Genomic DNA, 24,434 nt, shown 5'->3' with positions numbered 1-24,434 from the left:
AAAAGGCCTCAGCCCGGCGGGTGAGGTCTTTTTGTACAAAAATCGGCCCGGCGGATCAAGCTTACCTGAAATAAGGAGAAGAAAATGGCGATTTTATATTATGATGAGAAAAAGCTTTTTCAGTTAAATACAGAGAATACGACGTATGTGATCGGCCTGAGCCCGGAAGGCTACGTCGGACATGTTTACTACGGACCCCTTCTGCACGGAGAGCCGGATCTGTATCCGCTCCGCATGGATGAGCCGCCGTTCACCCCGTCCGTCAATAAGAGAGAGAAATCTTCGTTCCTCGACCGTTTTCCAATGGAATACCCGACCGGAGGAGTCGGCGATTACCGTGAGAGCTGTCTGAATATAAGAAATGCACAGGGCCGTATGGGATGTGAGATTTTCTTTGATTCCTATGAAATTTTCAAAGGAAAACGCCCGCTGACCGGTCTTCCGGCTTCTTTTGGAACCGAGGACGAAGTAGAAACTCTGGAAATCACCTGCAAAGATCCTGTTCTTGATCTTGTTGTTGTCCTTTCCTACTCTGTTTTTACAAAAGAAAACGTTATCACCCGAAGTGTCCGCGTGAAAAATGAAGGCAGTGAAGCGCTGAAGGTAGAGAAAATCTACAGTGCCTGCCTCGATATGGACAACGAAGACTTTGAGATGCTTTCTCTTCATGGATCCTGGGGAAGAGAACGCCACATCCAGCAGGGTGCGCTCCGTTACGGAAAACAGCTCGTTTCCTCCGGAAAAGGAGAGTCCAGCCATCAGGAGCACCCGTTTGTGGCCCTGGTGACACCGGGAACGGATCAGGAGCGCGGCGAGGTTTACGCAATGCACTTCGTATATTCCGGCAACTTTATCGGACAGGTGGAAAGATGCCAGTTTGATACCGTTCGTATGGTCATGGGTATCAACCAGGAGGAGTTCTGCTGGAATTTAAAAGCCGGCGATGAATTCCAGGCGCCGGAGGTTGTTATGGTCTACTCTGCCGAGGGACTTGGCAAAATGACGCGTTCCTACCATGCATTTTATCGCAGACATATGATCCGCAGCCCGTACAACCACAAAAAACGCCCGATTCTGATTAACAACTGGGAAGCAACTTACTTTGATTTTGATACCGATAAACTCCTCGATATCGCAAGAGAGGCAAAAAAAGACGGCATCGAGATGCTTGTTATGGATGACGGCTGGTTCGGAAAACGAAATAAAGACGATTCTTCCCTCGGTGACTGGGTTGTCAACGAAGAGAAGATCAAAGGCGGCCTGAAAAATCTGGTTGACAAAGTGAATGAAATCGGTCTTGAATTCGGTATCTGGTTCGAGCCGGAGATGATCTCCCCGGACTCTGATCTCTACAGAGAGCACCCGGAATGGGCGATTCAGATTCCGGGAAGAGAAGCGACTGAGATCCGCTGCCAGTACGTGCTGGATCTCTCCCGCCCGGAAGTGCAGGATTATGCGTATGAATGTGTGGCAAAAATCCTGCGCAGTGCAAACATCAAATACGTGAAATGGGATATGAACCGTCAGTTAAGCGACCTGGGAAGCACCTACCTGGACAAAGATTCCCAGCAGGAGCTGTTCCACCGCTACGTGCTCGGTATGTATGCGATGCAGGAGCGTCTGGTACAGGAGTTCCCGGATCTGCTTCTGGAGAACTGCTCCGGCGGCGGTGCACGTTTCGATCCTGGAATGCTTTACTACAGCCCGCAGATCTGGTGCTCCGACGACACCGATGCGATTGAGCGTCTGGAAATCCAGGAGGGAACAGCCCTCATTTACCCGCTCTGCTCAATGGGTGCACACGTCAGCGTATGCCCGAACCATACGGTTGGCCGTGTAACTCCGTTTACAACGAGAGGCCATGTGGCACTGGCCGGAACGTTCGGCTATGAGCTTGATATCACAAAACTGCCGGAAGAAGAGAGAAAGCTGATTCCGGAGCAGACCGCAATGTATCACAAATATCATGAACTGATCCGCGAGGGAGAGTATTACCGTATTCTTTCCAGCCGTGAAAACCACAGATCCGACTGCTGGGCAGTAGCATCGGAGGATAAAAGCGAAGTGCTTGTGACCTACGTACAGGTGCTGGCACAGGCAAATATGCCGTCCCGCAAGGTTCGCCTGCGCGGCTTTGATCCGGCGAAAAAATATCGTCTGGAGGGAACCGATGAGGTTTACAGCGGCGAGATGCTGATGAATGCCGGTTTCCGGATGAAAGATTTCTGGGGTGATTTCGTCAGCAGACTGTATCACTTTGTTGCAGTAGACTAAGGAGCAACGGATATGGCAAAAGTAAGATTGGCAGATATTGCAAAGGTGGCGGGCGTCAGCGCCGTCACCGTGCATAACGCGATTACAGGACAGAAAGGGGTCAGCGATGAGATGCGTGCCCGGATTCTGGAAATTGCAAAGGAAATGGGGTACCGCCAGCCGGGAAGCGGAGCGAGAAATACACAGGGAAAAAGCCTGCGCTGCATCGGAGTGGTGATTCCGGAACGGTATCTGGCAGAGTATACGACATTTTACTGGAAAATGTATCAGGAGATGGCACTGGCGGCGACGGAAAAGAGCTGTATGGTGACCGTGGAGATCCTGAAACAGGAGATGGAAGATGAGATGATCGTGCCGTGCATCGCCAAGGAGCAGACCGTCGATGCACTGATCCTTATGGGAGACACGAGCCGCGATTACATCCACTATCTGAAGAAAAACGTGGATCTTCCGATCGTATTTCTGGATTTCTACGACAATGAGCTGGCAAAAGATGCCGTGATCGCAGATAACTTTCACGGAATGTATCTGATGACGGAATACCTGTATGAGCATGGCCTGACCAAGCTGGCTTTTGTCGGTTCGATTCATTTTTCCAGCAGTATCATGGATCGGTACTGCGGTTTTTCCAAGGCTGTTCTGGAACACCGCGATGTGACACCGGCGGAATGGATTCTGGAGGACCGTGATGAGCAGGGCCAGATCGAAATTCATCTCCCGGAACAGATGCCGGAAGCGTTCGTCTGCAACTGCGACCTGACCGCCGGCCTTCTGATGCTCGAGCTGGAAAAACGCGGCATCTCCGTGCCGGAGGACGTTTCCGTTGTCGGCTTCGATAATTACCTGTATCCGGGTTTCCCGGATCTCAAGATCACTTCGTATGAGATCAATACGAAGGCGATGGTAAAAGTAGCGCTCGAAAAAGCGCTGAAGCAGATCCGCGGCGCGGCATCCGGCAAAAATATGGAAATTGTCTCCGGACAGCTGGTGCCGAAAGAGAGCGTAAAGCTTTGATTTTTATAACTGAATTATAAATTAAGAAACGGGGCATTTTGAAATGCCCCGTTTTTGTACATATTACACAACAAAGTCACTTAAAAATTGACAGTATCTAACGGAACTTATTTTTTAAGTAATTTCCAGTTGAAAAATTAATCATCTATGTTAAAATTAAGCTAAAGGACTGGGCGTGAGGGTGATAAAACACGGCGGTTCGGAGAAAAAAGAATGAAAAAACAAGATTCTGTCCACTAACAGAAACTTAAAAAAACAAAGTACAACTCATAAACAAACAATATTTTTCATGGAGGTTTCAAAAAATGAGCGAAGTTAAAATTATTGGAGATGCTGTCAAAAATATGCCATGGCAGGAAGGCCCGGCTGAGTTTTCCGGTGCACCGGTATGGAGATACAGCGAGAATCCGATCATCGGAAGAAATCCGGTGAAGGAAGTAGCAAGAATCTTCAACAGCGCCGTTATGCCGTACGGCGACGAGTTCATCGGAGTATTCCGTGGTGAGCAGACAAACGGAATCCCGTACATCTACCTTGGAAGAAGCAAAGATGCGATCCACTGGAATTTCGATGAGAACAAAATCCAGTTCGTTGACGAAGAAGGCAAACCGTTCATGCCGGTTTACGCATATGACCCGCGTCTTGTAAAAGTAGAAGATACCTACTACATCATCTGGTGCCAGGACTTCTACGGTGCAGCCATCGGAATGGCAAAAACAAAAGATTTTGAAACCTTCGTACGTGTGGAGAATCCATTCCTTCCATTCAACAGAAATGCCGTTCTCTTCCCGAGAAAAATCAACGGCAACTTCGTGATGCTGTCCCGTCCAAGCGACAGCGGCCACACACCGTTCGGTGACATCTTCCTGTCCGAGAGCCCGGATATGCTGTACTGGGGCAAACACCGCCACGTCATGAGCAAGAGCCCGGAGTGGTGGGAGTCCTTAAAGATCGGCGGCGGCGCAGCTCCGATTGAGACCAACGAAGGATGGCTGCTGTTCTACCACGGTGTAAGCGGCACCTGCAATGGCTATGTATACAGCATCGGCGGCGCAATCCTCGACAAAGAGAATCCGTCCATCGTAAAATACCGCTGCCAGAACTTCCTTCTGACACCGGAAGAGTGGTATGAGGAGAGAGGCTTCGTTCCGAACGTAACCTTCCCGTGCGCAACCATTCACGATGCAGAGACCGGAAAGATCGCGATCTACTACGGCGCAGCCGATACGTATGTAGGACTGGCATTCACAACCGTAGATCTGATTGTAGATTATATCAAGAAAAACAGTGTCGTACGCGAGTCTGACACCGAAATTGGAAGAAGATAAGAAAGAAGGAAAGAAAAGATGCAGTCTTTGGCAAAGGAAGTAAAGCAGGAGCTTACTGGACGGATCGTTCCGTTCTGGGAGGGCTTAAGAGATGAGGAATACGGCGGATTTTACGGCTATCAGGACTTTGATCTGAACGTGCAGAAAACGTATGAGAAGGGCTGCATCTTAAACAGCAGAATTCTCTGGTTTTTCTCGAATGCGTACCTGACCTTAAAGGACGAGAAGCTGCGCGCCGATGCGGAGCATGCGTACCGCTTTATGAAACAGGCGTGTGTGGACCGCGAGTACGGTGGCGTGTTCTGGTCTGTCACCTACGACGGAAAACCGCTCGATACGACAAAGCATACGTACAATCAGGCATTTGCAATTTATGCGCTGTCTACGTATTTTGATGCGACGGGCGACACCGAGGCGCTGGAGCTGGCAAAATCGCTGCAGCAGATCATCGAGACACACTGCACCGACGAGTACGGTTATCTCGAGGCATTTACCCGCGATTTCAAGCCGGAGAGCAATGAAAAGCTCTCGGAGAACGGCGTCATGGCAGAGAAGACCATGAATACGCTGCTGCATGTTTTCGAAGCATATACCGAGCTGTACCGCGTGACAAAGGATCCGTTTACCGGTGACCGTCTCCGCTTTATGATGGATCTCTTCGCGGATAAAGTATATAACAAAGAAAAAGGCCGTCAGGAAGTATTCTTCGACCGGACATGGAATACGCTGATTGATCTGTATTCTTATGGCCATGATATCGAGACTTCCTGGCTGATCGACCGGGGTACAGAAGTGCTCGGCGATCCGGCTTACCGGGAAAAACTGCTGCCGATCACCGGAGAGATTGCGGAAAATATCTACAACACGGCATACAAAAATCATTCGCTGATGAATGAGTGCGAGCGCGGTGTGGATGATACCACAAGAGTCTGGTGGGTACAGGCAGAAGCAGTCGTTGGATTTTTAAATGCATGGCAGAAAAAACCGGAGGAAACAAAGTATCTCGATGCGGCAAAAGACATCTGGGGCTACATCAAGGAATATGTGATCGACAAACGAGAGGGGTCTGAGTGGTTCTGGTGCGTGAATGCAGACGGAAGCCCGATTCATGAGCCGATTGTAGAACCGTGGAAATGCCCGTATCACAATGGACGTATGTGTATGGAAGTAATTGGGAGGTTAAAAGATGCTGAATAAACAGTATTATGTGGAAAAAGCCAAGGTAGACCGCCTTGTGGCAAGAAAGAACACAAAAGCAGATTTTTACAACGGTATTTATGACCGCTATGAGTATCCGGTGCTGACAAGAGAGTTCGCTCCTGTTCACTGGAGATATGATCTGGATGAGGAGACGAATCCGTACTTTATGGAGCGTCTCGGCATCAACGCTGTGATGAACTCCGGCGCGATTTATCTGAATGGAAAGTATTATCTCGTTGTCCGCGTGGAGGGCAATGACAGAAAATCTTTCTTTGCTGTTGCAGAGAGTGATACTGGTATCGACGGATTCCATTTCTGGGATTACCCGGTTGTGCTGCCGGATACCTGCGCAGAGGAAACCAACGTTTATGACATGCGTCTGACCCAGCACGAGGACGGCTGGATTTACGGAGTGTTCTGCTCTGAGAGCAAGGACAAAAACGATCCGGATCTGTCCGCGGCTGTTGCTGAGGCTGGTATCGTAAGAACGAAAGACCTGAAGACCTGGGAGCGTCTGGACAACCTGAAAACCTTACGTTCTCCGCAGCAGAGAAACGTTGTTCTGCATCCGGAGTTCGTAGACGGAAAATATGCCTTCTACACCCGTCCGATGGATGGTTTCATTGAGACCGGAAGCGGCGGAGGAATCGGCTTCGGACTCTGCGATGATATCACACACGCTGTCATCGACGAGGAGAAGATCATCAGCAAACGTATTTATCATACCCTGACCGAGTCCAAAAACGGTGCTGGAGCAGTGCCGATCCGAGGTAAGAAATGCTGGATCAACATTGCACACGGTGTAAGAAATACAGCAGCAGGCCTTCGCTACGTTCTGTATGTCTTCGGTACCGATCTGAACGATCCGTCCAAAGTCATTGCAGAGCCGTCCGGTGTATTCCTGGTTCCGCTTGGAAAAGAGAGAGTCGGAGACGTTTCCAACGTTGTATTTACAAACGGCGCGATTGCGCGTGAGAACGGAGAGGTTTACATCTACTATGCATCCTGCGATACAAGAATGCATGTAGCAACTACCACAATCGACAAACTCGAGGACTATCTGTTCAACACACCGCAGGATCCGCACAGATCCCCGGACTGCGTAAAACAGAGATGCGAGCTGATCTCCAAAAACCTGGATCTGCTGAAAAACGAGAAATAAAAGCGTCCGCTACGGCGCATCGGGATCTGTAAAGGTCATGAAAACCTGGAAAGTGTTTCGAGAAGAACCGAAACGTCAACGGGTTTCGCGATATGGGCGTTCATGCCGGATTCCAGTGCTTTTCGGCGGTCCTCTTCAAACGCGTTTGCCGTCATGGCGACAATCGGGATTTCCCCGCGTTTTCCCGGGAGTGCACGGATCGCTTCTGCGGCCTGATAGCCGTTCATGTTCGGCATCTGAATATCCATCAGAATAACATTGTAATAATCTTCTGGTGCGTTCTGGACTGCTTTTAAGCAGAGGGCGCCGTCTTTTACGTGCTCGGCGTGAATGCCGTTTTCTTCCAGAACGGTGAGTACAATTTCTGCATTCAGGTCATTATCCTCGGCAAGCAGCACGCGTTTTTCGGAAAGCGTCTGCAGGGACTGCTCGAGAATCTCGTCTTTATGCTGGTGAGCCGCAAGCTGTTCTTCGGTCGGAAGTTCAAACGTGAGGCAGATCGTAGTTATTGTTCCGGCACCGAGTTCGCTTTCCACATCGATCGTTCCGCCCATCAGATTCACGAGGGATTTTACGATCGGAAGGCCGAGGCCGGTTCCGGTGATGTGGCTTTCGGTGGAGGAATGTTCTCTTGTAAATTCTTCAAAAATATGCGGCAGATACTCTTTGCTCATGCCGATGCCGTTGTCCTTCACGGTGATGCGGTAGGAGGCAAAGCCCTTCCTTGGTGCCGGTGTCTCTTCGATTTTTACGGAAATTTTTCCGCCCTCCGGCGTATACTTGATGGAGTTGCTGATGATATTCAGCAGAATCTCCCGTATTTTTGTCCGGTCGCAGAGGATGGCATCGTGTTCCACCGTGTTGTAACAGAGATAGGAAAGATTTTTGCTTTTTAACGAAGGCTCAAACACTGCATTCAGGGAATTGATCAGCTCGCTGTAGCTGCCGAGCTCGATTTTCAGCGAGGCTTTACCGCTCTCAATGCGCGCCATCTCAAGCACGTAGTTGATCAGGGAGAGCAGAAAACTGCTGGAGGACTTGATTTTTGCAATGTAGTCGACCGCGCGGTCCTTCTCGTCGATGTGCTTTTCCAGCAGATCCGAGAAACCGATGATGGCATTCATCGGGGTTCGGATGTCGTGGCTCATGTTGAACAGAAAACGTGTTTTTGCTTCGTTGGCAGACTGTGCTTCCTGTACGGCTTTTTCCAGTTCTGCTGCGTGAATCTCGTCTTTATAGCGGCGCATCTGGAACTGCAGAAAACCAATAGAGGCAAGCAGGGAAAGGATGAGCCCGAGTGCAAAGAAAACAAAAACCTGCAGCAGACTGAGCCAGCCGTTTTTCGGTACAATTTCAAAATGCCAGGTGTCGTTCGGCACGGTGCAGAGAACTTCCATGGCATCGGAACGCCGGGAATTACCGGAGTGTGCGATGGAAACGTGTTCGCCGGTGGCCGGAGAAATTTTCCAGATTTCGTAGGTATAGCCGGCTTCTTCCAGCGTATTCAGTTCGATTTCATCCAGAAAGGATTCCCAGTCGAGAACGAGAAGCGAAAAGCCCCAGAAGGTCTTGTTTCCACTGTCATCGGTTGTGTAGATCGGGTCAAAAAGCAGTGCGCCGATGCCGCCCTGCTGCAGTTCAAATGGTCCTGCGATGGTGTACTCACCGCTCTCTTTGGCAAGAGTGGCCTCCTGCCGTCTGGCAGGATTTTCGAGCGTATTGAGTCCGAGAGCGGCTTCGTTTCCACGCATCGGATAAATCAGTGTGACAATGCCGTCCTTTGCAAGCTCATGTGCTTTGATGACATTCTGGTCGTCCTGCATCAGCGAGGAGAGGACGGAAAACTCTTCGTCATTGACGGTATAACCGGCTTCAATCATGTGTTTCATCAGATTGGATTCGGCAAGATAATGGTTTAACTGCGATTTCACGCGGCCGATGGTCGTCTGTGCGGTATAGTCAGCTTTCAGCTTTGCTTCCTTTAACTGATTCTGATACAGAAAACCGGCGCAGAGCTCGACAAGAAAAAATGTAATAAAAAACAGCAGAAGCGCCTGAAATCGAATCTGTTTTTGCGTTAATTTTGTTTTCATATCGGATGCTCATCTAAATTCGTAATATTTCCGGCTTTTTCAGGTGATTTTTTTGAGTAAAAACGAAGGCCGGAGTTAAAAATATTATATCGGATTTACCCTGGGATTTCAATAAAAGAAGCGTTAAGTTTGAAAGAGAACAGGATGAAATGAATGGGAAATGTAATGCACAGGAAGAAAATTGCCAGAATGGGCAGAGAATGGAATTGCCAGATAGTTGCTCATTATATCAAAATCATTTATAATAGGGACAGACGACACAGAATGAAGGATTGACAATACAATGGACTATGTGATTTTTGACCTGGAATGGAACCAGTGTCCCTATGGAAAAGGAAAAGAGAACCCGAAGCTGCCATTTGAGATTATTGAGATCGGCGCGGTGAAGATGGATGGTGAGCGGAATGTGGTGGGAACGTTTCACCGGATTGTAAAACCGGTGGTCTACCAGCATCTCCATCACCGGACGCGCGAGGTCGTCGGACTGACAGAAGAGGATCTGCAGAACGGAATCCCATTTGCGCAGGCCGTGCAGGAATTTTTTGCATTCTCCGGCGGTGCGTGCATGTTCGGCACCTGGGGACCGGGAGACCTGACGGAGCTCCAGCGGAACATGAAATTTTATAACCTCCTGTCGCTGATCCGCGGGCCGATTCATTTTTACGATGTACAGAAACTGTTCGCGATCCAGTACGAAACGATGAAGAGCCGCCGGGCGCTCGAGTACGCCGCCGACTTCCTCCATCTCCCGAGGACGAGCATTTTCATCAGGCGCTTTCGGATGCAAAATATACGGCCGACATTTTTGCGCGCATCGATATGGATGTTGTGCTGGCGTACGACTCGATCGACGTATATCAGAACCCGAAATCGAAAAAAGAGGAGATCCACGCCGTCTATAATGGCTACACGAAATTCATCTCCCGCGAATTCGACACAAAAGAAGAAGCCATGCACGACCGCGAGGTCTGCAGCACGCACTGCTGCATCTGCGGGAAAACGGCAAGAAAACGCTTACGCTGGTTTTCGGCCGGCGGGAAAAACTACTACTGCGTAGCCTGGTGCCCGGAGCACGGATATTTGAAAGGCAAAGCCCGCATGAAACATTCGGATGAAGGAAAACTCTTCGTCGTGAAAACCATCCGCATCAGCAGCGAACAGGAGGCGGGGGAAATCCGGCAGAAGAAAGAGAACCTGCGGAAGAAGAGGAATCAGAAGAGGAAAGAAATGTAAGAAAGGCAGAGGAAATGGAAACGGGATAAAAGGTTTCATTTCTTCTGCCTTTTTAATTGGAAAACAGAGCGGGATCGGTTATAATAAAAAATAATGGAACGTATGAAAAGAGGAGGCGCAGAATGGGAGCTTATTTAAACAGTCAGACACCGTATACCCTGTATCAGAGTGAGAGCCGCAGCCCGTATTTTGTGGATAAAACAATGCTGCTGCAGGAACTGTTTCCCTATGTGGCTGCAGGGAATCGCCATCTTTGCGTCACAAGGCCGCGCAGATTTGGAAAAACAATTGCGGCCAATATGATCAGCTCGTTTTTTCAGAAGGGTATTGATTCAGGTGAACTTTTTGACCGGCTTAAAATTTCAGAAGCGGATGACTGCCAGAAATACAAAAACAAGTATAACGTCATTCGGATTGATTTCAGTAAAATGCCGAGAAACTGTGAATCTTACCGACAGTATATCGAGCGTGTGGAAGAACTTCTGATCAGTGATCTGCGGGAAGCGTATCCGGATGCAAAAACCAGTGAAACAGATGCGATTGGAGATATTCTGGAAGAGATCTTTCAACAGTATCATGGCGAAAAATTTATTTTTGTTCTGGACGAATGGGATTTTATTTTTCACAGGGAATTTATAACAGAAGCGGATAAAGCAAAGTATGTGGCATTTTTAAGTAATCTGCTGAAGGACCGTCCCTATGTGATTTTATCGTATATGACGGGAATTTTGCCGATTGCGAAATATTCCAGCGGATCGGAACTGAATATGTTTGCGGAGTTCACGATGGTAAATTCACCAATGTTCGGAACATACTTTGGATTTACAGATGACGAAGTGGATGATTTGTATGAAAGGTACTGTAGAGAATGCGAAAAACAGAGAAAAATAAAAAATGTGACGCGAAAAGGTCTGCGAGACTGGTATAACGGTTATTATACAAAAGCGGGAGAGCGGGTATACAATCCACGCTCCGTTGTTTTTGCACTGCAGTTTAACAATCTGGCAAATTACTGGACCAGCTCAGGTCCATATGATGAAATTTATTATTACATTCGAAATAATGTATCCGACGTCAGGGATGACCTTGTACTGATGGCAGCAGGAGAGTCAGTTTCGGCAAAAATACAGGAATATGCGGCCACTTCCATGAACCTGTCTACGAGAGATGAAATTTACTCTGCGATGGTGGTGTATGGATTTTTAAGCTATTTGAATGGAAAAGTGTCTATTCCGAACAGGGAATTGATGGAGAAGTTTGATGAGCTGCTGATGAAGAATGAATCTCTGGGATATGTATATCGCCTGGCGAAAGAGTCCGAGAAAATGCTGAAAGCGACTCTGGCGGGAGATACGCATACGATGGAAAAAATTCTGGAACTGGTGCACGATACGGAAGTTCCGCTGCTGTCGTACAACCATGAGACAGAATTGTCAGCCATTGTCAATCTGGTATACCTGGCTGCGCGTGACAGTTACCGGGTAGAGCGTGAGGATAAGGCGGGAGTTGGGTATGTGGATTTTATTTTCTATCCATATGATCTGACCGCAGATGGAATTATTCTTGAACTAAAAGTAGACCACACTCCGGAAGAAGCAATTCAGCAGATCAAAGACAGGAAGTATGCATTAAAATTTGTGCCGCGGCTTGCAGAACAGAAAAAGTATACAGGAAAAATACTGGCTGTGGGAATTGGGTATGAAAAGACGGAGAAAAAGCACAGGTGTAGAGTGGAAAGCTTAAATTGAGTGCTTGAGAGGTAAGAGAACTATCGATAAAAGCAGGTTTGTCGGTAGTTTTCTGTTATAGAGAAGAAATGGGGGCAGAGCAATGAAAACAATCCATAAAATTTCCGGAATTTTTCTGTGGTGTGTCGTTGGCGTGTTTCTTGGAAAGAGCGTTTATACGTATTATGACTACACAGCACACCCCGGTTTGTATGAGACGTGGTCTGCACCGTGGTATACAGGGATTCTGCGGGATGGCGTAATTGCGGCGGTTCTGATTGCGGTGACGCTGGCGGTTCGGTGGGTGATTCGAAGAAAAATGAGGAAGGAATAGAAGGCGATGATTTTTAAGAGACTTGGCTTGATGAGGAGCCGTTTTTACGGAAAGAACTGAAAGAATAAGAAAAGACAAAAGGACGAAAAACAATGGCAAAATTATATTTCCGCTACGGCGCGATGGGCAGTTCGAAATCTGCTAATATTTTGATGGTTCGCTATAATTATGAGGAGCGCGGACAGTATGCTGTTCTGCTGAAACCGCGGACGGACAACCGCGACGGAGAACATGAAATCAAGTCCCGCATCGGGCTGGAGGCACCGGCGGAATATGTGGATGAATTTTTAAAAGAAATTTCAGAGACCTGGAGTACAGACAGCGGGGAATACCGGTATCACGGAAAGAAAGTGGATGCGGTTCTGATCGACGAGGCGCAGTTTCTTTCTCCGGAGGAAGTTGATACGCTTTCGGACATCGTGGATTTTTATGGGATTCCGGTTCTCTGCTACGGTCTGCGTGCGGACTTCCAGACACATCTGTTTCCGGGTTCGAGAAGATTGATGGAAATCGCTGACATCATCGAGGAAGTCCCAACGGTCTGCTGGTGCGGAAGACGGGCGCAGTGCAATACGAGATACGCAGACGGAAAAATCGTTCGGGAAGGCGCGCAGATTTTCCTTGGATCGAACGAGAGTTATGTGGCGCTTTGCAGGAAACATTATAAAGAAGGAAAGCTGTGGAAGGAAGATGAGTAAGATAACAATATATGAAGTACAGGAGGGAATGCCGCGGATGGAAACGCTGGTGGAACTGTGGGAAGCTTCCGTCCGTGCGACACATCATTTTCATCGTTAATAGGAGCTTCTTTTGCAACAACATCCATTCGTATCAGTTTATCAAGAATATCCACAAGAGCAGGTCCGCTGGAAACATTTGATTGCTGCAATATAATCTTTTCTGGGATAATACTCCGTTTTGCACCATGCTTTTTATCGCTGGGGAACATCAGAAAAAGGATATGGAAAAAAGCCGATGGAGATGTTTTTGATTAAAAAACTTTAGGAATAACAGCAGGGGAGAGTGAAGTGAAAAAAATATTTTTAATGAGGCATTCCATCCCGGAAAAAGGGGATATGCCGAATGAGCAGATTCCTCTATCGGAAGAGGGAAAAGCGCTTGCTGTATCAAAAAGAAATATATTTTCAAATGTGGACAGATGCTTTTCTTCACCTTATCGGAGAGCAATGGAAACGGCTGAATTCATCGCAGATCACCCGGTCATTGTGAAGGAGCTGCATGAAAGAACGATCGGGGATGCCAGGGAGGATTTCTGGCTGAAACAGTATGAAGATCACGATTTTCGCAATCCGGGCGGGGAATCGTTAAATCAAGTGAAGGTGCGGATGAAAACCGCGATCGATTCTATCGTCGGACAGATGGAAGAAGGAGAAACAGCACTCGTGGTTTCTCATGCAACGGCAATCTGCGCATATTTGCTTTCGTATTGTGAGATCGAGGTGAAAGATGCGGCGAACAAAGCAAGAAAAATATCCTTCCATGGAAAAGAAATCCTGAATGGCAGATTTCAGCCGGCAGATGGATTTGAAATCCTTTTTGAAAACGATATTTTTTCGGATATTCGTGTTATGGAGAAAAAAGAAATGAACATAAAATACAATCATCTATGCATCAGAAATGCCGAAAAGAAAGACTGTGAACAGTTAGCCGCCTGGTGGAACGATGGAACCGTCATGGCTCATGCCGGATTCCCCAATGGACTTGGTACAAGCGCAGCGGAAATAGAAAAACAGATTGCCGACGACAGCGATGAAACCAGACGAAGACTGATCATAGAATATAATGATGTGCGAATCGGGGAAATGAGTTTCTATGTATTCGAAAATCATCGATACGAGATTGGAATTAAAATCTGTGAATCCGATTATCAGGAAAAAGGCATTGGAAGAGTTGTATTGAGCATGCTCATCGAAGAACTGTTCCGCATGGGAGCAAATGCCATTTTTCTCGATACCAACCTCAAAAACACAAGAGCACAGCACGTCTATGAAAAACTTGGATTCCGCAAAACGGCAGTTCATCACGATTCGTGGAAAAACCAGATAGGTGAGTTGGAATCATCCGTTGACTATGAATTGACAGCGGATGCATTTTGCAATCTGAAAGAAAGGCTGTGAAAGAAATGCAGGACAAGCAGAAAGAAAGCATGGCTAAAATCCAAGATTCTAATCTTTTATCAGAGGTGCCTGAAATGACAACAGACTGTCGTGATTTTATGCTGACAACAGAAAGGCTTATCATTCAGCCATATCGTGACAGTTTTTTAGAAGCATACTATACAGAATTTACAGATGAAATCACAAAATATCAATATCCAGACAGTTTTTCTGATATCAATGCGGCAGATGAAATCCTTTCTGGCTTTGTGAAAGCGATGGAACAGGGAGACATGCTGGAGCTGGTGATTCTTACACGGGACGGCGAATTTGTTGGAAGCATGGAAGTGTTCGATATAAAAGAAAAAACGCCGGAAGTTGGAATTTGGCTGAAAGAGTCCGCCCATGGAAAAGGATATGGCTATGAGGCTTTGCGGGGATTAATTGATGATTTAAATTCTACAGGGAAATATCAGTATTATATTTACGAAGTGGATATCAGGAATGCGCCAAGCACACATTTGGTTGAGAAATTTTGCTTTGAAAAGGTTGCGTGCGAAGAAATTACAACGAAGACGGGAAAGACACTCCATTCGCAGACATATCATATTTTTCGTTAGCAGGAAAGAATGAATTTTTCAATGCACTTACAAAGCCAGTAGCAGTATTGAAAATAGGAGAAGAATATTATATACTACTCATGAGTATACTACTCGTGAGTAGTATTTTTAACAAAAGGTTTTCAGAGTAAGTGGGAGGAAGGATGCTTATGATTGGAAGACTGGAAGAATTAAAGCAGTTAGAAAAATTTTACAACAGTTCCAAGTTTGAATTTTTAACATTATGTTTTTCAGTAAGTCAGGATTTACAGAACCCGTAAAAGAACGGGCGGAAAGAGAAAATGCGGTTCTGTTGACAGTGGAAGATTTGTATTTGTGATAGGAAGTTAAATATCTCTGTTACTGGAACAAATCAGTAAAACAGAGATATTTTTATGCCGCAGGCGTACCAAATTTGATTCGAAAAATTTTTGGCATTGAGAACGAAGGACGGAGACGGTATAATGGAAGCAGAATTTTAACATCAGTAGACAAGAAGCCCCCCGCTTCTAAAGCGGTGGGATGAATTGTTAAAAGAAACATAACAGCAGTGGCGGGCGGAGAGAAATCGGTATCCTCCATTGACATGAGGTAAGTCACAGTCGAACTATTTTCGACATGTCAGACTCCGTGAAAATACCGACTGTGAGTTGAAACAACAGAAAAGGTATAAAACATGAGATATCAGATCAGAAATGCCAGAGTCCAGTTTGGCGCAGACACGATTTTAAACAGTGTGAATTTCGAAATTCACGACATAGAAAAAATTGCAATTGTCGGCAGAAACGGATGCGGAAAAACGACGCTTCTGCGGCTGATTGCCGGGGATATTGAGATGAGTAATCTGGACAGCGACGAGAGCTGCGGAATTACGATGAGCGGAAAACAGAACATCGGTTTTTTGCGCCAGATTAATTTTACCGATGGAGATGTGCCGGTAAGAGTGGAGTTGGAGAAGGCTTTCGCGGAAGTCTTTGCGTGTGAAGCGCGAAAAAAGGAAATCGAAAAGCTGCTCGCCGAGGCAGAAGATCACAAAAAACTGCTGGGAGAATACGACTATTTGGAGCGGAGAATGGAGAGTCTCCACGGATACAGCTGGAAACGGGATATGGAAACGATGTTTCAGAAATTTGGTTTTGCGCTCGAAGATCTGGAAAAACCGATCGGTGAATTTTCGGGCGGACAGCAGACAAAAATTGCCCTAATTCAGCTCCTCTTACAGCGCCCGGACATCCTGCTTCTGGACGAGCCGACCAACCACCTCGACATCGCTGCAGTGGAGTGGTTGGAAAATTATCTGAAAAGCTACGAAAATGCCGTTATCATTGTATCACATGACCGCATGTTTCTGGACCGCGTGATTGATGTGACGTATGAAATCGAATACGGTGACATCAAACGGTATCCGGGAAATTATTCGGCATTTGTGAAACAAAAAGAAGAAGCACAGATCAAACAGGAAAAAGACTATGAAGCGCAGCAGAAGGAAATCGAGCGTCTGACGGCGTGGATTGAAAAATGGAAAAACACACCGACAAAAGTTGCGGCCACCCGTTCGAAACGAATGGCGATCGAGCACATGGTAAAAATTGAGAAACCGCGGCGGTTTGACACGAGGACATTCCACGCCTTATTCCATCCGGTACGCGAAAGCTATACGGATGTGCTCACGATGAAGAAACTGAAAATCGGATACGATACCGTCCTGAGCGAGGTTTCGGCCGTCATCAAAAAAGCAGAACGGATTGTGATCATCGGAGAAAACGGAAAAGGAAAGTCGACGCTTCTGAAAACCGTTGTGGGCGAAATCAAGGCATTAGGCGGAAGCTATCAGTTTGGAAACCGCGTGGATTTTGCCTACTTCGATCAGCACCAAGCAGTCAACCAGAAATTCGACCCGGAGCAGACGGTGCTCGACTATTTCTGGAGTCTTTATCCGAACCTGCTTCGCAACGATGTCCGAAGCGCACTGGGAGCCTTTCTGTTTTCCGGTGAGGATGTCGAAAAGAAAATGGGGCAGCTCTCCGGCGGTGAAAAAGTGCGGCTGGAGCTCTGCCGGATTTTCTATACGAAACCGAATTTCCTGATCCTGGACGAGCCGACGAATCACATGGATCTGGCGGGAAAAGAAGCGCTGGAAAAAATGCTGACCAGCTACGAGGGAACCGTTCTGTTCGTATCGCACGACCGTTATTTCATCAACCAGGTGGCAACCGGCATTCTGGAGTTCGGCGAGAGCGACGTACAATTTTACGGAATGAATTATGCACAGTATCTCGAAGAAATCAAACGGCAGACACCGGGCAGAGAAACGGGAAATGCGGGAGGAATTGTACGGAAATCAGCCGACGTTCCGACACTGGATGATGTGTTTGACAAAAAGAAATATTATAATCCGGGAAAAATTCTGTCCCGCTTAAAACGGCAGCTCGAAAAATACGAGGAGCAGCTTGCGGAGAGTGAGAGCAGAATGTCAGAACTTCAACTGGAAATGATGGACCCGGAACTTTCCGCAGATTACGAACGGCTGATGGAGCTTCAGACGAAAATAGACGAAGAAAATCAGACACAGGAATCCCTGCTGGAACGCATGATGGAAACGGAACTGGAACTCGAAGAGATGGAAACACAGGACGAATAGAGAGGTGAGTACCATAGAAAAGATAGATCAGTCTAAAAATGGACTATCATGAAAATGAAGTTTTTCTCGTTTTAGGATATTCGGTTTGTTATATTTTGTAAAGTATTCTGCACCCATGACTGGTATGCATTCGTAAGCGGGGCTGAAATCTTTCGGATAAAAAAGTCAAATTTTGTTGACAACCCCGAAGACATTTGATAGTATTTATCAAGTAATGTAATATTCCATGAGGGAGTAGTTAGCACGAATGTGTGATTTGTCAACATTCTGATTATAAGAAAAGAGTATAATCTGGCAAATCTTAAATAATGAGACTCATGTATATCGATGAATCACCGGTGTATCGCATATCGGATGTTCCTTGATATACATGAGTCTTTTTTTGCGGATAATGAGTAAAACCTGCTTCTGTTAACGATACTATTTTGGAATATATGCTTGGAAAACAAAGGAGGAAAACATGGAAAATTTCATCAACAACGCCCCGTTTGCTCTTGTGCTTGTCTGTCTCGTCATCGGTTTTGTCCTGCTGATCAAAGGTGCGGACTTTTTCGTAGAAGGAAGCTCAAGCGCAGCAAAGAGACTGCACGTTCCGTCGATCATCATCGGACTGACCATTGTTGCCATGGGAACATCACTTCCGGAGACCGCGGTCAGTGTATCGGCTTCACTTACCGGCAACAACGAGCTCGCAGTCAGTAATGTCATCGGTTCCAATATCTTTAACCTGATGGTTGTCATCGGTGTCTGTGCCGTACTGACTACCGTAGAAGTCGCAAAGGAAACCATCAAAAGAGACATCCCGCTGTCCCTGATCTGCGCCGGACTTTTAATGGTTTTAGGAATCAGCGGACTCGGCGATAAATCCGGTATGATGCTCGGTCACCTGGACGGCGTGATCTTAATTGGATTCTTTGCAGGTTACATTGTCTACATGGTTCAGATTGCATTAAAGGCAAACCGCGAAGGAAAAAAAGTCGAAATTGAAGGCGGTTCCGACGAGGACATCAAGCTGCTTTCCGTTCCGAAGGGTATCGTGTTCATCGTCGGCGGAGCAGTCGCCATTGCAGTCGGCGGAGATGTGACCGTAGATGCCGCAGCGAGAATTGCGGGCGATCTCGGAATGAGCCAGACTCTGATCGGACTGACCATTGTTTCCATCGGAACTTCCCTTCCGGAACTCGTAACTTCTATCGTTGCTGCGAGAAAGAATGAAGTTGATATGGCACTTGGCAATGCGATCGGTTCTAATATCTTCAACATTCTTATGGTACTTGGCATTGCATCCGCAATCAGCCCGATGGCCATCATTACGGAAAATATAATTGATTTGTGTGTATTGATCGTATTCACGGTATGTGTATGGATTTTTGCAGGAACCAAAAAGAAAATCGGAAGAGTCGAAGGTTTCTGTATGGTCGCATTTTATGCCGCATATGCCATTTATATCATTATAAGATAAGGGGAATGGAAAATGGTGTTATTTCTAAAGGTGTTTCTTACCGAGTTCATCGCAGAGATGGGCGATAAGACGCAGCTCATGCTGATTGCGCTTACTTCGAAGTACAAGCTGAAAGACATTATCCTGGGAACCGCAGCCGCGATTCTGGTACTGAATGGAATGGCGGTTCTCGCAGGCGGCCTCGTCAGCGAATTCATTCCGGACTGGCTGATTAAGACGATTGCAGCACTCGCATTTCTTTACTTCGCAGCATCCACCATTTCCGGTGATGATGACGAGGAAGAGGAAGAAGGCGGCAAATCCAAAATTCGGTTCGCACCGCTCGCCGTTTTCTGTACGTTCTTCGTAGCAGAGCTCGGAGACAAAACACAGCTTACCGCAATCACCTTTGGTGCAAATGAAGGTATGGGATCCGCATTCGTTGTATGGATCGGATGTTCTCTCGGACTGTTCGCAGCGGATATTCTCGGAATGCTGGTCGGCTACCTCTTAAAGAGCAAGACACCGGATGGGCTGCTGAATACACTGGCGTTTGTCATCTTTTCAATTTTCGGTGTATACACACTTTACCAGGGACTGAAACTGATCAGCGCAAGCGTCTGTCCACTGCCGGTATGGCCGGTACTGATCGCAGCAACGGCTGTTTTTGTTGTTGTATGTGTCTGTCTTTTTGTGAAAAGAGAGAAGAAAAAAGCAAAATAAAAACTGCGTGCCGCATACTCATGATTTTGATGAGAAATGCGGCGCGTATTTTTTATGCGGCAAAATGAAAGTTTACCATTGAAGCATTTATAGGGTATAATATTTTGTAACTATTCAGAGCCCCATCTCGCCATATGAAATTCCAGAAAAATAGCTCATTCATGTAAACATGATTCGCGATTTTTCTTCCATTTCGCATGGCTCTGAATAGTTACAATATTTTCAAATCATTATTTACGAGGATGAAGGATAATAACATGTCTGATTTTAGTATCAACGAAATGCAGGAAATGCAGAAAGCGGGAAAAATGCGGACTGAAAAACAGAAGACCGGAATTGTATGGGATTCTCACAGGAGGACGAAAGTGAAAAACCGGAAGCTGCGTGGGAAAATCCTGTCCTTGTGATAGTCAGAGGGATCAAGTATAATGAGTCATATAAAATGTTGACGGGAGGGATTTGCATGGGAAGTTATCTGAATCCGGGAAATGAAGCATTTGCGGTTGCATTAAATTCTGAGATTTATGTTGATAAAACAGGACTGCTGACTTATACGAATAAAGTCATGAACACTCTGCAGGGATATATCTGCAACAGCCGCCCGCGGCGGTTTGGAAAATCAATTACGGCAAACATGCTCACCGCGTATTACAGCAAGGGCTGCAGTTCGAAAGAAATGTTTTCCGGGCTGGAAATCAGCAGGGCAAAGGATTTTGAAAAACATCTGAATCAGTATGATGTGCTCCACTGGGATATCCAATGGTGTATGGAACCGGCAGGCGGACCGGAGCGGATTGTTTCTTATATCTCAGAAAAAACGATTTCGGAGTTAAAAGAATATTATCCCCATATACTTCCAGAAGAAATCCGGTCACTGCCGGAGGCGCTGTCACGGATCAACGCGGCATCCGGGACAAAATTTATTGTGATTATAGACGAATGGGATGTTCTGATTCGTGACGAGGCGGCGGATCTCAAAACACAGGAAGAATATATCAATTTTCTGCGGGCGATGTTCAAAGGGACGGAGCCGACAAAATATATTCAACTGGCATATCTGACAGGTATTTTGCCTGTAAAAAAAGAAAAGACACAGTCGGCGCTGAACAATTTCAAAGATTATTCGATGCTGCATGCCGGGCCGATTGCACCATATGTAGGTTTTACAGAAACAGAAGTTCAAAAACTATGTGAAGTATATGGTCAGAAGTTTGAAGAAGTCAAACGATGGTACGACGGTTATCAGATTGGGAAATATCATGTATACAATCCAAATGCCGTTGTGAACCTGATGCTCGAAGGCGAATTCCAGAGCTACTGGTCCGGAACCGCATCCTATGAGGCGATTGTTCCGCTGATCAATATGGATTTTGATGGCCTGAAAAGTGCCGTAATCGAAATGCTTTCAGGAGATCATGTTCCGGTTGATGTTACCTCTTTTCAGAACGATACCGTTAGCTTCGCCAATAAAGACGATGTGCTGACGTATCTGATTCACCTTGGATATCTGGCCTATGACCGGACATTTAGAACTGCTTTTATTCCGAATGAGGAAATCCGTCAGGAATTGATTCTGGCAACGAAAAGGAAAAAATGGAATGAGTTGATTGTATTTCAAAAAGAATCAGAGCAGCTTCTGAAAGATACAATTCAGATGAATGGAAACGCAGTAGCAAAAGAAATTGAAAAAATTCACAGGGAATATACTTCTGTGATTCAGTATAACAATGAAAACTCACTCAGCAGTGTTCTGTCCATTGCCTATTTGAGTTCCATGCAATACTATTTCAAACCAATCCGCGAATTTCCCGCGGGTCGTGGATTTGCAGACTTTGTGTTTATTCCAAAGCCGGAGTTTCAGAATTATTACCCGGCGCTTGTTGTGGAACTGAAATGGGACAAAAGCGTCAGAGCAGCATTAGATCAGATCAGAGACAGAAAATATCCGGAGTCTGTTGCATGCTATGCAGGGGAGCTTTTGCTGGTGGGAATTAACTACAATGAAAAAACAAAAGAACATGAATGCCGGATTGAAAAGTATGAAAAATAAGGGCATATTTCAATTTCAGTTTACAGAGATAAGAGAGTATGGATAAGATAGAGATATATCATTATTTAAAAAGGCAAAATATAGCGTATGAAATTACGGAACATAAGGCAGTTTTCAATATGGAAGAAGCAGATGCTGTTGATTTGCCGTATCCAGAGTGGGGCGCTAAAAATTTATTTGTTCGCGACGATAAAAAACGTAATTATTATTTGATAACGATGAAAGGGAACAAGCGAGTAGATTTGAAAGCGTTTCGCAGGCAACGTGGTCTGCGTGCACTTTCTTTTGCAGCTGCGGAGGAATTATTTGATATTATGAAACTGATACCCGGTGCCGTTACGCCGCTTGGTATTCTAAACGATGCCGAACACAGAGTTCAAGTCTTCATGGACGTGGAATTTGTCGGAAATAAAATTGGTGTTCATCCAAATGATAATACAGCAACCGTTTGGATGCAGGCTGATGATTTAATGAAAATAATTCAGAAGCATGGAAATACTGTGGAATACGCATGTATATAATCGAAAGGTATTGCTAAAAAGTCTGAAAAAAGAAAAATTCACAAACAAAAATGGTTCTCATTCTGCACTAAATATATTTACCGAGTATTCCATGACAGATCCCGGTGATCTGGCGGAATATTTTGGCTTCACAGAGCAGGAGATATCTGCCCTCTGTGAAAAATATGAGATGAGTTTTGAAGAAGCAAAAACGTGGTACGATGGTTATCAGTTGATTGCGCATCGGCAGACTGGAGATGAAATTTATTCCATGTATAGCCCGAAATCTGTGGTAGAAGCCATGCTGCGCCACAAATTCGGAACCTATTGGAACCAGACGGAAACGTATGAGGCCTTAAAAATTTATATTCAAATGGATATGGATGGCCTGAAAGATTCTGTGGTTCGAATGCTTGCCGGTATCAATTATAATAAAAAAACGAAGAAACATGAATGTGTTATTGAAGTAATGCAAAAATAAAAACGGAAGTCTCATGTCTGCGCAGTAAGGGTGGTGGATATGGGACTTTTTGGTAAAGATAAATAAAATTTATGGAGGAAACAGAATGATTATTGATTCTTATGATATCAACAGCGAGCCGATTGTAAAGCTGGAGAATTTTTATGGGGAGAAGCAGCATCTGGTAAAAAAATGTATGGTAATTTTTTCAAAAGTAATATATGAATACATGCTTGAAAAATTCCCATGCCGACAGATTGCAGAAGTAAGAGCATGCAATGGAAATATACCGGTTTGGACTCTGCCATATGAGGAAGAAACGATTGCTTTCTACCTGACACCAATTGGTTCCGCTCTTGCAGCAGGAACGATTGCCGAAGTCAATCATTTAACAGGAGCATCCGTCTTTATCATGTTTGGCTCGTGCGGCAGTCTGGACAAAGAAGCAACCGATGGAAAGTTTATTCTCCCAACGGAGGCATACCGGGGAGAAGGACTGTCCTATTATTTTGCAGAACCGCAGGACTACATAAAAATAAAAAACACGGACAAACTGGCGGAATTTTTCAAAGAAAGGAAACTGCCATACGTTCAGGGGCGCGTATGGACGACAGACAGTATGCTTCGGGAAACGGTAAATCTTGTAAGAAAACGAAAAGAAGAAGGATGCATTGCCGTGGAAATGGAACTCGCAGGCGTTCAGGCGATCAGTGATTTTTATGGATTTGAACTGTATGATTTTCTTGTTGCGGGAGATGTGCTGATCGAAGGAAACTATGAAACGGATGGATTATCTGCCGCTAACCACGATCTGGACAAGCTGTTTCTGGCGCTGCAGATAGCGAAAAGTGTATAAAATTACAATGTTTGAGGAAAAAGAAATATTTCAGAGCCGTTTGCAGAAACTTTTAGATAATACGAAAGCGGGAATTATGTATGGAGAATGGAATGACAATGGGCGATTGCTTACGGACGAATAAATTAATCATTTTAAGAGGAAATTCCGGCAGTGGAAAAACAACTATTGCAAAGGAATTACAGCAAGTGTTCGGAAAGAATACAATGCTGATCTCGCAGGATGTTATCCGAAGAGATATGCTCAAAGTCAAAGACGGAGAAAATACAAAGGCGCTGCCTCTTCTGGAAGAACTTCTGCGATATGGAAGAAAACACAGCGAGATTGTTATTCTGGAAGGAATACTGAATGCGGAATGGTATCGTGCATTATTTGAGCTGGCAGTAGCTTTATATGGAAAAAATATATACGCATATTACTTCGACATCCCCTTCGAGGAGACCGTGAAGCGCCACAAAACAAAGCCGAACTGCAATGATTTCAGTGCAGAAGATATGCAGAGATGGTGGAACGAAAAAGATTATACATCCGTTCTGTATGAAACCAGAATAACGGCGGATCAGGACAGAGAAAGCATAGTTCGTGACATCTGTCAAAACATAATATCCAATGGAAAATAATTGCTTCGGACAGGGAATGATCTTTGTTCTGCCAGAGAAATATGATAAAATAGAAACAGAAA

At 45.7% G+C, this 24,434-nt stretch carries 19 protein-coding genes and 2 pseudogenes; 20 read left to right on the top strand and 1 reads right to left on the bottom strand.

What is annotated here, in order from left to right; translation table 11 throughout:
* Positions 1-84 precede the first annotated feature (84 nt).
* The 5 genes from DW965_RS09670 to DW965_RS09650 all read left to right on the top strand — a co-directional run bounded on the left by DW965_RS09670 (position 85) and on the right by DW965_RS09650 (position 6,978).
* On the top strand, positions 85-2,274 hold the full coding sequence (locus DW965_RS09670) for an alpha-galactosidase (RefSeq protein WP_118750366.1): 2,190 nt from the start codon (positions 85-87) through the stop codon (positions 2,272-2,274).
* Between the two features lie 12 nt (positions 2,275-2,286).
* Positions 2,287-3,288 carry a substrate-binding domain-containing protein gene (locus DW965_RS09665; RefSeq protein WP_119198344.1) on the top strand — a complete coding sequence of 334 codons (1,002 nt, stop codon included), beginning with the start codon at positions 2,287-2,289 and terminating at the stop codon, positions 3,286-3,288.
* Positions 3,289-3,593: 305 nt separating this feature from the next.
* Positions 3,594-4,616 (top strand): glycoside hydrolase family 130 protein, encoded by a 1,023-nt coding sequence (locus DW965_RS09660; RefSeq protein ID WP_117510535.1) that lies wholly within the window; start codon positions 3,594-3,596, stop codon positions 4,614-4,616.
* Positions 4,617-4,634: 18 nt separating this feature from the next.
* Complete coding sequence (locus tag DW965_RS09655; RefSeq protein WP_055221154.1) at positions 4,635-5,813, top strand: AGE family epimerase/isomerase; 1,179 nt, start codon at positions 4,635-4,637, stop codon at positions 5,811-5,813.
* The gene (locus tag DW965_RS09650; protein ID WP_119198343.1) at positions 5,803-6,978 is read left to right on the top strand and encodes a glycoside hydrolase family 130 protein; all 1,176 of its coding nucleotides are present in this window, start codon (positions 5,803-5,805) and stop codon (positions 6,976-6,978) included. Before DW965_RS09655 ends, DW965_RS09650 begins: the two co-directional genes overlap by 11 nt.
* Before the next feature lie 35 nt (positions 6,979-7,013).
* Here DW965_RS09650 and DW965_RS09645 read toward each other — a convergent pair whose 3' ends face one another.
* Positions 7,014-9,071: an ATP-binding protein gene (locus DW965_RS09645; protein WP_118601459.1), complete on the bottom strand. Its 2,058-nt coding sequence runs from the start codon at positions 9,069-9,071 to the stop codon at positions 7,014-7,016.
* Between the two features lie 283 nt (positions 9,072-9,354).
* Here DW965_RS09645 and DW965_RS22135 point away from each other — a divergent pair.
* The 15 genes and pseudogenes from DW965_RS22135 to DW965_RS09565 all read left to right on the top strand — a co-directional run.
* Positions 9,355-9,618: pseudogene (locus DW965_RS22135) on the top strand (exonuclease domain-containing protein); the annotation flags it as partial.
* 272 nt (positions 9,619-9,890) lie between these two features.
* A complete protein-coding gene (locus DW965_RS19925) occupies positions 9,891-10,304 on the top strand; it encodes a hypothetical protein (protein ID WP_243036565.1) in 414 nt (137 codons plus the stop codon).
* Positions 10,305-10,426: 122 nt separating this feature from the next.
* Complete coding sequence (locus DW965_RS09635) at positions 10,427-12,052, top strand: AAA family ATPase (RefSeq protein ID WP_119198342.1); 1,626 nt, start codon at positions 10,427-10,429, stop codon at positions 12,050-12,052.
* A gap of 82 nt (positions 12,053-12,134) precedes the next feature.
* Positions 12,135-12,365 carry a hypothetical protein gene (locus DW965_RS09630; protein WP_119198341.1) on the top strand — a complete coding sequence of 77 codons (231 nt, stop codon included), beginning with the start codon at positions 12,135-12,137 and terminating at the stop codon, positions 12,363-12,365.
* 92 nt (positions 12,366-12,457) lie between these two features.
* A complete protein-coding gene (locus DW965_RS09625) occupies positions 12,458-13,063 on the top strand; it encodes a thymidine kinase (protein WP_117802704.1) in 606 nt (201 codons plus the stop codon).
* Positions 13,064-13,393: 330 nt separating this feature from the next.
* The gene (locus DW965_RS09615; RefSeq protein ID WP_119198340.1) at positions 13,394-14,503 is read left to right on the top strand and encodes a bifunctional histidine phosphatase family protein/GNAT family N-acetyltransferase; all 1,110 of its coding nucleotides are present in this window, start codon (positions 13,394-13,396) and stop codon (positions 14,501-14,503) included.
* 5 nt (positions 14,504-14,508) lie between these two features.
* Positions 14,509-15,102 carry a GNAT family N-acetyltransferase gene (locus DW965_RS09610; RefSeq protein WP_243004571.1) on the top strand — a complete coding sequence of 198 codons (594 nt, stop codon included), beginning with the start codon at positions 14,509-14,511 and terminating at the stop codon, positions 15,100-15,102.
* 655 nt (positions 15,103-15,757) lie between these two features.
* Positions 15,758-17,722: an ABC-F family ATP-binding cassette domain-containing protein gene (locus tag DW965_RS09605; protein ID WP_117761362.1), complete on the top strand. Its 1,965-nt coding sequence runs from the start codon at positions 15,758-15,760 to the stop codon at positions 17,720-17,722.
* A gap of 460 nt (positions 17,723-18,182) precedes the next feature.
* Positions 18,183-19,184, top strand: coding sequence for a calcium/sodium antiporter (locus DW965_RS09600; protein WP_119198339.1), 1,002 nt, complete (start codon positions 18,183-18,185; stop codon positions 19,182-19,184).
* Positions 19,185-19,196: 12 nt separating this feature from the next.
* Positions 19,197-19,886 (top strand): TMEM165/GDT1 family protein, encoded by a 690-nt coding sequence (locus DW965_RS09595; protein WP_117761361.1) that lies wholly within the window; start codon positions 19,197-19,199, stop codon positions 19,884-19,886.
* A gap of 463 nt (positions 19,887-20,349) precedes the next feature.
* Positions 20,350-21,936, top strand: coding sequence for an AAA family ATPase (locus DW965_RS09590; RefSeq protein ID WP_117761360.1), 1,587 nt, complete (start codon positions 20,350-20,352; stop codon positions 21,934-21,936).
* Between the two features lie 38 nt (positions 21,937-21,974).
* Positions 21,975-22,457, top strand: coding sequence for a prolyl-tRNA synthetase associated domain-containing protein (locus DW965_RS09585; RefSeq protein WP_055268132.1), 483 nt, complete (start codon positions 21,975-21,977; stop codon positions 22,455-22,457).
* Positions 22,458-22,503: 46 nt separating this feature from the next.
* Positions 22,504-22,857, top strand: a pseudogene (locus DW965_RS09580) (AAA family ATPase); the annotation flags it as partial.
* Positions 22,858-23,002: 145 nt separating this feature from the next.
* Positions 23,003-23,752, top strand: a complete 750-nt coding sequence (locus tag DW965_RS09575) for a nucleoside phosphorylase (RefSeq protein WP_055225800.1) — start codon at positions 23,003-23,005, stop codon at positions 23,750-23,752.
* An 80-nt stretch (positions 23,753-23,832) separates the two neighbouring features.
* The gene (locus DW965_RS09565) at positions 23,833-24,372 is read left to right on the top strand and encodes a kinase (RefSeq protein WP_243004570.1); all 540 of its coding nucleotides are present in this window, start codon (positions 23,833-23,835) and stop codon (positions 24,370-24,372) included.
* Positions 24,373-24,434: the final 62 nt, after the last annotated feature.

Source organism: Blautia sp. AM47-4, from assembly GCF_003479865.1.
Lineage (GTDB): Bacteria > Bacillota > Clostridia > Lachnospirales > Lachnospiraceae > Fusicatenibacter > Fusicatenibacter saccharivorans.
The sequence above is the reverse complement of the archived record's forward strand: the minus strand, read 5'-3'. Positions and strand labels throughout refer to the sequence as shown.

Bases quoted from the DNA above. Each gene is read 5' to 3' on its own strand.
- DW965_RS09565 (WP_243004570.1), top strand. From the start codon at position 23,833: ATGGAGAATGGAATGACAATGGGCGATTGCTTACGGACGAATAAATTA.
- DW965_RS09645 (WP_118601459.1), bottom strand. From the start codon at position 9,071: ATGAAAACAAAATTAACGCAAAAACAGATTCGATTTCAGGCGCTTCTG.
- DW965_RS09650 (WP_119198343.1), top strand. From the start codon at position 5,803: ATGCTGAATAAACAGTATTATGTGGAAAAAGCCAAGGTAGACCGCCTT.
- DW965_RS09595 (WP_117761361.1), top strand. From the start codon at position 19,197: ATGGTGTTATTTCTAAAGGTGTTTCTTACCGAGTTCATCGCAGAGATG.
- DW965_RS09590 (WP_117761360.1), top strand. From the start codon at position 20,350: ATGGGAAGTTATCTGAATCCGGGAAATGAAGCATTTGCGGTTGCATTA.
- DW965_RS19925 (WP_243036565.1), top strand. From the start codon at position 9,891: ATGGATGTTGTGCTGGCGTACGACTCGATCGACGTATATCAGAACCCG.
- DW965_RS09655 (WP_055221154.1), top strand. From the start codon at position 4,635: ATGCAGTCTTTGGCAAAGGAAGTAAAGCAGGAGCTTACTGGACGGATC.
- DW965_RS09660 (WP_117510535.1), top strand. From the start codon at position 3,594: ATGAGCGAAGTTAAAATTATTGGAGATGCTGTCAAAAATATGCCATGG.
- DW965_RS09600 (WP_119198339.1), top strand. From the start codon at position 18,183: ATGGAAAATTTCATCAACAACGCCCCGTTTGCTCTTGTGCTTGTCTGT.
- DW965_RS09610 (WP_243004571.1), top strand. From the start codon at position 14,509: ATGCAGGACAAGCAGAAAGAAAGCATGGCTAAAATCCAAGATTCTAAT.
- DW965_RS09670 (WP_118750366.1), top strand. From the start codon at position 85: ATGGCGATTTTATATTATGATGAGAAAAAGCTTTTTCAGTTAAATACA.
- DW965_RS09585 (WP_055268132.1), top strand. From the start codon at position 21,975: ATGGATAAGATAGAGATATATCATTATTTAAAAAGGCAAAATATAGCG.
- DW965_RS09630 (WP_119198341.1), top strand. From the start codon at position 12,135: ATGAAAACAATCCATAAAATTTCCGGAATTTTTCTGTGGTGTGTCGTT.
- DW965_RS09605 (WP_117761362.1), top strand. From the start codon at position 15,758: ATGAGATATCAGATCAGAAATGCCAGAGTCCAGTTTGGCGCAGACACG.
- DW965_RS09575 (WP_055225800.1), top strand. From the start codon at position 23,003: ATGATTATTGATTCTTATGATATCAACAGCGAGCCGATTGTAAAGCTG.
- DW965_RS09635 (WP_119198342.1), top strand. From the start codon at position 10,427: ATGGGAGCTTATTTAAACAGTCAGACACCGTATACCCTGTATCAGAGT.
- DW965_RS09625 (WP_117802704.1), top strand. From the start codon at position 12,458: ATGGCAAAATTATATTTCCGCTACGGCGCGATGGGCAGTTCGAAATCT.
- DW965_RS09665 (WP_119198344.1), top strand. From the start codon at position 2,287: ATGGCAAAAGTAAGATTGGCAGATATTGCAAAGGTGGCGGGCGTCAGC.